Origin of the sequence: Methylophilus sp. (assembly GCF_035460085.1) — a bacterium.
In the GTDB taxonomy this organism is placed as follows: domain Bacteria; phylum Pseudomonadota; class Gammaproteobacteria; order Burkholderiales; family Methylophilaceae; genus Methylophilus.
In genome coordinates, this window is the sequence record NZ_DATHWZ010000043.1 from 1 (window position 1) to 8,002 (window position 8,002).

Annotated in this window: 8 protein-coding genes; 4 read left to right on the forward strand and 4 right to left on the reverse strand. The window is 50.7% G+C overall.

Going from position 1 to position 8,002, the window contains the following annotated elements; genetic code table 11:
* Window positions 1-8: 8 nt before the first annotated feature.
* Together VK958_RS06645 and VK958_RS06650 are read right to left on the reverse strand one after the other, a co-directional pair.
* Window positions 9-1,655, reverse strand: a complete 1,647-nt coding sequence (locus tag VK958_RS06645) for an electron transfer flavoprotein-ubiquinone oxidoreductase (protein WP_325240024.1) — start codon at window positions 1,653-1,655, stop codon at window positions 9-11.
* A 28-nt stretch (window positions 1,656-1,683) separates the two neighbouring features.
* The gene (locus VK958_RS06650) at window positions 1,684-2,622 is read right to left on the reverse strand and encodes a LysR family transcriptional regulator (RefSeq protein ID WP_325240026.1); all 939 of its coding nucleotides are present in this window, start codon (window positions 2,620-2,622) and stop codon (window positions 1,684-1,686) included.
* 166 nt (window positions 2,623-2,788) lie between these two features.
* Between VK958_RS06650 and VK958_RS06655 the strand changes: the two genes are divergently transcribed.
* The 4 genes from VK958_RS06655 (at window position 2,789) to VK958_RS06670 (ending at window position 5,833) form a co-directional block, all read left to right on the forward strand.
* A complete protein-coding gene (locus VK958_RS06655; protein WP_325240028.1) occupies window positions 2,789-3,541 on the forward strand; it encodes an electron transfer flavoprotein subunit beta/FixA family protein in 753 nt (250 codons plus the stop codon).
* Window positions 3,538-4,467: an electron transfer flavoprotein subunit alpha/FixB family protein gene (locus VK958_RS06660; protein ID WP_325240030.1), complete on the forward strand. Its 930-nt coding sequence runs from the start codon at window positions 3,538-3,540 to the stop codon at window positions 4,465-4,467. Before VK958_RS06655 ends, VK958_RS06660 begins: the two co-directional genes overlap by 4 nt.
* 65 nt (window positions 4,468-4,532) lie before the next feature.
* Window positions 4,533-5,315 (forward strand): ferredoxin--NADP reductase, encoded by a 783-nt coding sequence (locus VK958_RS06665; RefSeq protein ID WP_325240032.1) that lies wholly within the window; start codon window positions 4,533-4,535, stop codon window positions 5,313-5,315.
* A 56-nt stretch (window positions 5,316-5,371) separates the two neighbouring features.
* Complete coding sequence (locus tag VK958_RS06670) at window positions 5,372-5,833, forward strand: GNAT family N-acetyltransferase (RefSeq protein WP_325240034.1); 462 nt, start codon at window positions 5,372-5,374, stop codon at window positions 5,831-5,833.
* A gap of 25 nt (window positions 5,834-5,858) precedes the next feature.
* On the opposite strand, the gene VK958_RS06675 is transcribed toward VK958_RS06670, so the two are convergent.
* Both VK958_RS06675 and VK958_RS06680 read right to left on the reverse strand, forming a co-directional pair.
* Complete coding sequence (locus VK958_RS06675) at window positions 5,859-7,277, reverse strand: MFS transporter (protein ID WP_325240036.1); 1,419 nt, start codon at window positions 7,275-7,277, stop codon at window positions 5,859-5,861.
* A gap of 137 nt (window positions 7,278-7,414) precedes the next feature.
* The coding region (locus tag VK958_RS06680) for an SDR family NAD(P)-dependent oxidoreductase (protein ID WP_325240038.1) at window positions 7,415-8,002 on the reverse strand (588 nt) is incomplete at its 5' end.

The following is an 8,002-nucleotide window of genomic DNA, read 5'->3' on the forward strand; positions in this document are numbered from 1 at the left end:
TGACCTAATCACTGCGAAACATAATTCGGCCCACTGCCCCCCTCCGGCGGTACCCATGTAATATTCTGCGTCGGGTCCTTGATATCGCAAGTTTTGCAATGAATGCAGTTCTGCGCATTAATCTGCAATACCTGCTCACCCTCCTGCTCAATAAACTCATACACCCCCGCCGGGCAATACCGCTGCTCCGGCCCCGCATACTTCGGCAAATTGACCCGCTCAGGAATATCTTTCACGGTCAGTTTTAGATGGCATGGCTGCTGGTCATCATGGCCGATATTGCACAGGCTGACCGAGCTGAGCTTATCAAAAGTCAGCACCCCATCCGGCTTGGCATACTCCGGCTGGCGGCTTTGTGCAGCTTCATCCAGGGTGGAGTGATCCGCAGTAGTATGTTTTAAAGTCCAGGGTAAGGTAATGCCAAAGCCCGATAACCACATTTCCGCACCACCAAGCATGGTGCCAACCCAGGTACCCCAACGGGACAAATACGGTTTCACATTGCGGACCGCGGTTAAATCCTGCCAGATCCAAGATGCACGCAACTTCTGCGGATAACTGGTCAATATTTCCGGAGCGCCTTGATGGATCGCTTCAAACACAGATTCAGCGGCCAGCATGCCGGATTTCATCGCGTAATGACTGCCCTTGATTTTAGGCACATTGACCATGCCAGCGCTACAACCAAGCAATGCGCCGCCCGGGAATGCCAGTTCTGGCATTGACTGGATGCCGCCTTCGGAAATGGCACGTGCACCATAGCTGATGCGTTGTCCGCCTTCCAACAGTGCTTTTAATTTAGGATGGGTTTTATAGGTCTGGAAAATATCAAACAATGACAGATATGGGTTGCTGTAATCCAGGTGCACCACATAGCCGACTGACACCAAGTTTTCGCCATGATGGTAGATAAAACCACCGCCGCCGGTATTGGCATCCAGTGGCCAGCCCAGCGTGTGCTCAATCAGGCCTTTCTGGTGCAGGTCCGGTTTGACGCGCCAGATCTCTTTGAATCCCAATCCATATTTTGCTGGGCTGGAAGTGGCGCGTAAGCCATAACGTGCTTCCAGCTGTTTGGTCAGTGAGCCGCGTGTGCCTTCGGCAACCAGGGTATATTTGGCACGAATTTCAATCCCGGGGGTGTAATTAGCTGTAGGATTGCCCTGTTTATCCAGCCCCATATCACCGGTGATCACGCCTATCATACGGCCAGCCTCATCATAGCTTGGCGTTTGCGCAGAAAAACCGGTATAGATTTCTACGCCTAATTCTTCCGCCTGTGTACCCAGCCAGCGGCAGACTTCGCCCAGGCTGACAATGTAGTTTCCATGATTGCGCATCAAAGGCGGCAAGGTCCACTCCGGTAAAGTCCAGGCTTTTTCCTGTCCCAGTACGACAAAAGTATCCTTATCCACTGGCGTATTCAAAGGTGCGCCCAGCGATTTCCATTCAGGCAATAATTCCTGCAATGCCCTGGGGTCCAGCACTGCGCCTGAAAATATATGACTACCGACTTCGGCGCCTTTTTCCAGCACACACACATTTAGTTCCTGACCTTGTGCCTGGGCCAACTGTTTGAGACGGATGGCGGCTGACAATCCTGCGGGGCCAGCCCCGACAATCAGCACATCATATTCCATTACATCTCTTTCCATACTTCCTCCTACAATCAGACTCGAGCGATCAGGCAATAGCGGGGATATCAATCAGGTCACTGCGCGTTGCGCCTTGGGTGAACGCCTGGCAAAACGCCAGGAACTGGCGGATACCGCCGGTTTGATATTTTTGCCTATGCCACAAAAAATAAAAATTCCGGTGAAACTGCAAACTATGATTCTCGATAGGCACCAGGCTACCGCGGCGGAACGCGTCCTTGAGTGCCAACCGGGAAATGCAACCAATGCCCAAACCAGACTCCACTGCCCGCTTGATCGCCTCGGTGTGCTCCAGCTCCAGCGTAATATTGAGCCTGGAATAATCCTGGCTAAACGCGCGGTCAAAGGTCTCGCGCGTACCGGAGCCTTTTTCACGCACTATCCATGGCTGCAACAATAAATCAGACTTATAGATAGTTTTACCTGTTTGTGCGATTTGCGCTAATGGATGCGTAGGTGCAGCAAAAATCACCAACTCATCGGCAATCCATGGCGCCACAGCTATATCCGGGTGGTTACATTCGCCCTCTATCATACCCAAATCCAGTGTATGATTCGCAATTTGCTCGACGATAGTGCGCGTATTTTGCACTTGGAGTTGAATATGGCTTTGCGGGTATTGTTGCAGAAATTTGGCGACTAGCAGCGCAACCAGGTAATTACCGACGGTGAGCGTGGCGCCTATTTTTAAGTGCCCATAGCCTTGCTGACCATGCAGCATCCGCTCGATTTCGCGGGCACGGTCCAGTAACTCAACCGCTTTGGGGAGTAACTGCTGCCCGGATTCGTTGATGCGCAAGCTTTTACCGACGCGGTCAAATAACTGGATTTCAAATTGCTTTTCCAGCTCGATCAGTGCCGTGCTGGCGGCAGACTGGGATAATGCCAATTGCTCGCAGGCGCGCGATACACTACCAGCGCGACTGATAGCGACAAATATCTCCAGTTGCCTAAGCGTGTATTTCATTGAAAGTAAAAGGATTGCAAGGCATTCGAGTCGCGCCTGAATTGATCTATAAAATAGATATATATTATTATAATAATCAATTTAATAAATATTACAAGCTAGCTTAAAATGCCTGGTTACGCTAGAACATCTTAAGAAGCACTATTTTTATGAAAGCACGATTTTTATGAAAGCATTGGTAGCGATCAAACGGGTCGTTGATTATAACATCCAGGTACGCGTCAAGGCCGACGGTTCAGATGTGGATATTGATGGCGTCAAAATGGGCATTAACCCATTCGATGAAAATGCCATTGAAGAAGCTATCCGCCTGAAAGAAAAAGGCATTGTCAGCGAAATCATTGCGGTCACGATTGGCAGCAGTGCAAACCAGGATATTTTGCGCCATGCCTTAGCCATGGGTGCCGACCGTGCCATGCTGGTAGAAACACAGGAGACCCTGCACTCACTGGGGGTGGCGAAAATAATAAAAGCCGTCGTAGAACGCGAACAGCCAAACCTGATCTTACTTGGCAAACAAGCGATTGATGACGATGCCGGCCAGACCGGCCAGATGCTGGCTGCATTATTGAAATTACCGCAAGCCACTTACGCTTCGCAAATCACGATTGCCGACAATCAGGCGACAGTGGTCCGCGAGATTGATGGCGGCACACAAACATTGGTCGTCAATTTACCTGCGGTGATCACGACTGATTTGCGCCTGAACGAGCCACGCTACGTAAAACTACCCAACCTGATGATGGCGAGAAAGAAACCGCTGGAAAACGTGCCACTTGATTCCCTGAATGTATCTCTCACTCACAATGTACAGCAACTCAAGGTTGCGACACCCCCTGCCCGCCCAGCCGGCATTATGGTGAAAGATGTGCATGAGTTATTGAGCAAATTGCGTTCACACGAAGGGATCATTGCATGAGAACACTGATTATTGCCGAACATGACGGCCAGTATTTAAATGAACAAGTCGCGCGTGCTATCACCGCGGCGCAACACTGGCAACAGCCGGTGGATGTATTGATTGCTGGTGCCCAACCAGATGCCCTGTCAGCACAGATTGCAGCTTTACAGGGTGTCAATAGTGTGTTGGTCGCCAGTGACCCTGCCTTGCAACACCCAACTGCAGAACACCTGGCTGACATCATTGTGCCACTGGCCGCCAACTACAATGTAGTGCTGGCTGCGCACAGTGCTTTCAGCAAAAACATATTGCCACGCGTCGCCGCCCTGCTGGATGTGAATATGCTCTCTGATGTGCTGGAAATCGTGAATACCAATACTTATGTGCGCGGCATTTATGCCGGTAACGTACTGGCCACCGTACATAATCAGGATACGACGCAGGTATTAACCGTGCGCGGCAGCAAGTTTGCTGTTGCAACTGGCGGCGGCTCAGCAGAGATTAAAGCAATTACTACGTCAGCAGCCCCGCAAGGCAGCCGCTGGGTGTCTGAGGCTTTCAACAAATCCGAACGTCCAGCCCTGACCGCTGCAAAAGTGGTCGTCTCTGGTGGTCGTGCATTAGGGAGTGCCGATGCCTTCGCGCAAGTGATCGCGCCATTGGCTGACAAGCTGCATGCCGCGATTGGTGCCAGCCGTGCTGCGGTGGATGCAGGTTATGCGCCCAACGATCTGCAAGTCGGCCAGACCGGCGTGGTAGTCGCGCCTGACCTGTATATTGCAGTGGGTATTTCCGGCGCGATCCAGCATGCTTATGGCATGAAAGACAGCAAAGTGGTTGTCGCCATTAACCAGGACCCGGAAGCGCAAATCTTCAAGATTGCTGACTATGGCCTGGTGGCAGACCTATTTGAAGTCGTGCCACAGTTGACAGCTGCGCTATAATAGCGCGTTAGAATAAACCCTTTAAATTCAGAAGCCTTTACCAAGGCTCGAGCAAAAGATAAAACATGAGCAATAAAAAATATTCCACCGAAACGATTTTGAGCGTTCACCACTGGAACGACACATTGTTTAGCTTTAAGTCCACGCGCGACCCGGGTTTGCGTTTCGAGAACGGCCAGTTTGTGATGATAGGTATGGAAGTAGACGGCCTGCCACTGACTCGCGCCTACAGTATCGCCAGCCCGAACTATGAAGAACATCTGGAGTTTTTCAGTATTAAAGTGCCTAACGGCCCGCTGACTTCACGCCTGCAACACTTGAAAGTAGGCGACCCATTACTGGTGAGCCGCAAGCCGACCGGTACATTGGTGACGCATGATTTGAAACCAGGTAAAAACCTGTATTTCTTCTCTACCGGCACGGGCCTGGCCCCTTTCATGAGCCTGATCCAGGATATCGAAGTGTATGACCGCTTTGAAAAAGTCATCCTGATTCATGGCGTACGTTATGTGAATGAGCTGGCCTATGAAGAATTCATTACCAAAGAGTTACCGAATAACGAATTCTTTGGTGAAGAAGTGAAGAACAAACTCATTTACTACCCGACAGTGACACGTGAGCCGTTCAGGAACCAGGGGCGCCTGACTGACTTGGTGGAAAGCGGCAAATTGTTCGAGGACATTGGCCTGCCACCGTTAGACCCGGCAACTGACCGCGCCATGATCTGCGGCAGCCCGGCCATGCTGGTAGACACTGCAGCGATGCTGGACAAACGTGGATTTAAAGTATCACCACGCATTGGTGAGCTTGGCGACTATGTGATTGAGAAGGCTTTCGTAGAAAAATAAGTCTATTAAGTCACAAAACAAAATGAGCGCAGTGCGCAGATGTCAAAATTATGATCATGACACCTGACACTGCGCTTTCTTTTGCACCGGCAACACTCGCTGACGTGCCGGCATTAAGCGCCTTGCTCACGCTTCTTTTTTCGCAGGAACATGAATTCACACCTGATAACACCGCCCAGCAACAAGGCCTAACTGCAATATTGCGACATCCTGATACCGGCAGCATTCTGGTCGCTCGTTATGAGGGTGAAGTGATTGCCATGGTGAGTTTACTGTTTACCATCTCCACCGCTCTCGGTGGCCGTGTTGCCTTACTGGAAGATATGGTCGTGAAGCCAATCCATCGAGGCCATGGCATAGGCTCGCAATTGCTGGCATACGCCCTGGCGTTTGCCCGGACACAACAGGTATTAAGAATTACTTTGCTCACTGATCACGACAATGTATCAGCGCAGCAATTCTACCAACAGCACGGTTTTCAGCAGTCCGGCATGCAGGCGTGGAGATTGATACTTTAAAACTGCTGATTTGGCGTCGGGCGAATTAGCGTCGGGCATCTTTCATGCCGATGGCGACCACAATCGCCAGCACAAACACAACTGAGAGTAACAGGAAGCCCTGCGCATAAGCCTGGAAGGTGCCTGCAGCAGTCGCACCGCACATCTCTTGCCGCCATTCCAGAAAAACAGCCATCATGGTCACACCCACCACGCCGCCTAATTGCCTGGCATAACTGACAACCACTGAAGACTGGTCCAAATGCTGTGGTTCCATCTCGTGCAAGGTGGCAAGATTCAGCGCCGGCAGAATCATGCCAAGGCCGATACGGCCTACTACCGTTGCGGCTACGATTTCCCAGTACTGTACCGTGTCTGCAGCCAAGACAAACACTAGAAATGAGGCACCGAATATGGATAAGCCTGCCAGCGTGATGCGTCTGGGAGAGAGTTTATCTGCCATTTGTCCGGCAAAAGGAATCGTCATTACCAGCGCAATCCCTGAAGGTAGCAACAACAGTCCGGCATCTGTCGCACTGTAAGCCATGGCTGTTTGCAAAAATACCGGGATTAAATAAGTAGACGCGAACAAACCGAAACCATAGGCAAAAGCCACGAAAGTACCGCGACTGAATGTGGGTTTTGAGAACAGGTGTAACTGGATGATGGCGTGCGGCAAACTGCGTGCATGCCGGATGTAACAGGTCATGGATACGATTAGCAATGTGGCATAACCAAAAGTCCAGAAAGCGATTAACCCGCTATGGTGCAAGCTGGAGACGAACTCGATTAAACCTATCGTGGCAGCAGATAACCAACCCAGGCCTGACCAGTCGAATGGCTGCACTTCTCTTTTGCGTGGCGCCGGCAACCAGATACGGGCAGCAAGCAGCGCAAGTAATGCAAACGGCACACCGAGCAGAAAAATCGCATGCCAGCCAAACTGGTCGAGCATCCAGCCACTGATCGATGGCGCGATGGCTGGCGTAAAAGCGATGCCTACAATCAGTATGCCTGAAGCACGACCCTGGATATTGGGCGGGAACAAACGCATCAGCGCCATGATCCCCAATGGCTGCAACACCCCCGCCGCCACTCCCTGAACCAGGCGAGCTATCACGACATGCACAAACGTGTGCGCATAAAAACCAGCCACACTCGCTACAATCAGCAACCAGAGCGCAGCCATAAACACACGGCGCAACCCAAAGCGCTCTAGCAACCAGGCCGCTGGTAACATGGAAATGGTCATGGCAGCCAGAAAAGCAGTCATTGCCCATTGCACATGATCCTGTCCAAGATGAAACGCTTTAGTCAACGCCGGCACAGCCACATTAAAACTCGAGGTGCACAACACGCCCGCAATTGTGCCGAGGCCGATAATTAACAACACCATCCACTTATAACGCTCGCCATAATGATGCGTTAAAGCATCATAGGAATGTACCCGTTTAAATAATCGCACAGATTTAGCCTGCTCTTTTTATCTAGTTTATATAAACATCACATGCATTAAATACACTGTGAATTGACACCGTATTAGAGACTCAAACTGAAGGATAAGTTGACTGACTTGCCGTCACACAGCAAAAAAAAGCACTTCTAGAATGCACTTTTGATGACTCCCCCATCCACACGCAAAGCAGCGCCAGTGGTTGCGGAGGATAACGGGCTTGCGATATATGTCACCAGGCTGGCTACTTCTTCAGTAGTCGCAAATCGTTTGATCAGCGAAGTAGGTCTCACATGCTCAAAAAATTCCTGCTCAAATGCCTCTTGTGACTTGTTCCCGGCACGTGCCAAAGTCTCAACAAAGTCACCTACACCACGGGAACGTGTAGGACCGGGCAAGACGCTGTTGACGGTGATCTGCGTGCCTGTCAGGGATTCGGCCAGGCCACGTGCAACCGCAATCTGCGCAGATTTCGTCATCCCATAATGAATCATTTCAGGTGGAATCTGCACGCCACTCTCACTGGAGATAAATATAATGCGTCCCCAGTTCCTTTGTTTCATGCCAAGCAAATATAATCTTGCCAACCGCACACCGCTGAGCACATTCACATCAAAAAACCGCTGCCAGTCTGCATCAGGAATATCTTCAAAATTCTTTGGCTCAAAAATACCCAGGTTATTCACCAACACATCAATCTCTGGATGAGCTGCTACCAACTTTTCTGCAATATCCGC

Coding starts and splice junctions, on each gene's coding strand:
- VK958_RS06665 (WP_325240032.1), top strand. CDS start 4,533: ATGAGCAATAAAAAATATTCCACCGAAACGATTTTGAGCGTTCACCAC.
- VK958_RS06655 (WP_325240028.1), top strand. CDS start 2,789: ATGAAAGCATTGGTAGCGATCAAACGGGTCGTTGATTATAACATCCAG.
- VK958_RS06660 (WP_325240030.1), top strand. CDS start 3,538: ATGAGAACACTGATTATTGCCGAACATGACGGCCAGTATTTAAATGAA.
- VK958_RS06650 (WP_325240026.1), bottom strand. CDS start 2,622: ATGAAATACACGCTTAGGCAACTGGAGATATTTGTCGCTATCAGTCGC.
- VK958_RS06645 (WP_325240024.1), bottom strand. CDS start 1,655: ATGGAAAGAGATGTAATGGAATATGATGTGCTGATTGTCGGGGCTGGC.
- VK958_RS06670 (WP_325240034.1), top strand. CDS start 5,372: ATGACACCTGACACTGCGCTTTCTTTTGCACCGGCAACACTCGCTGAC.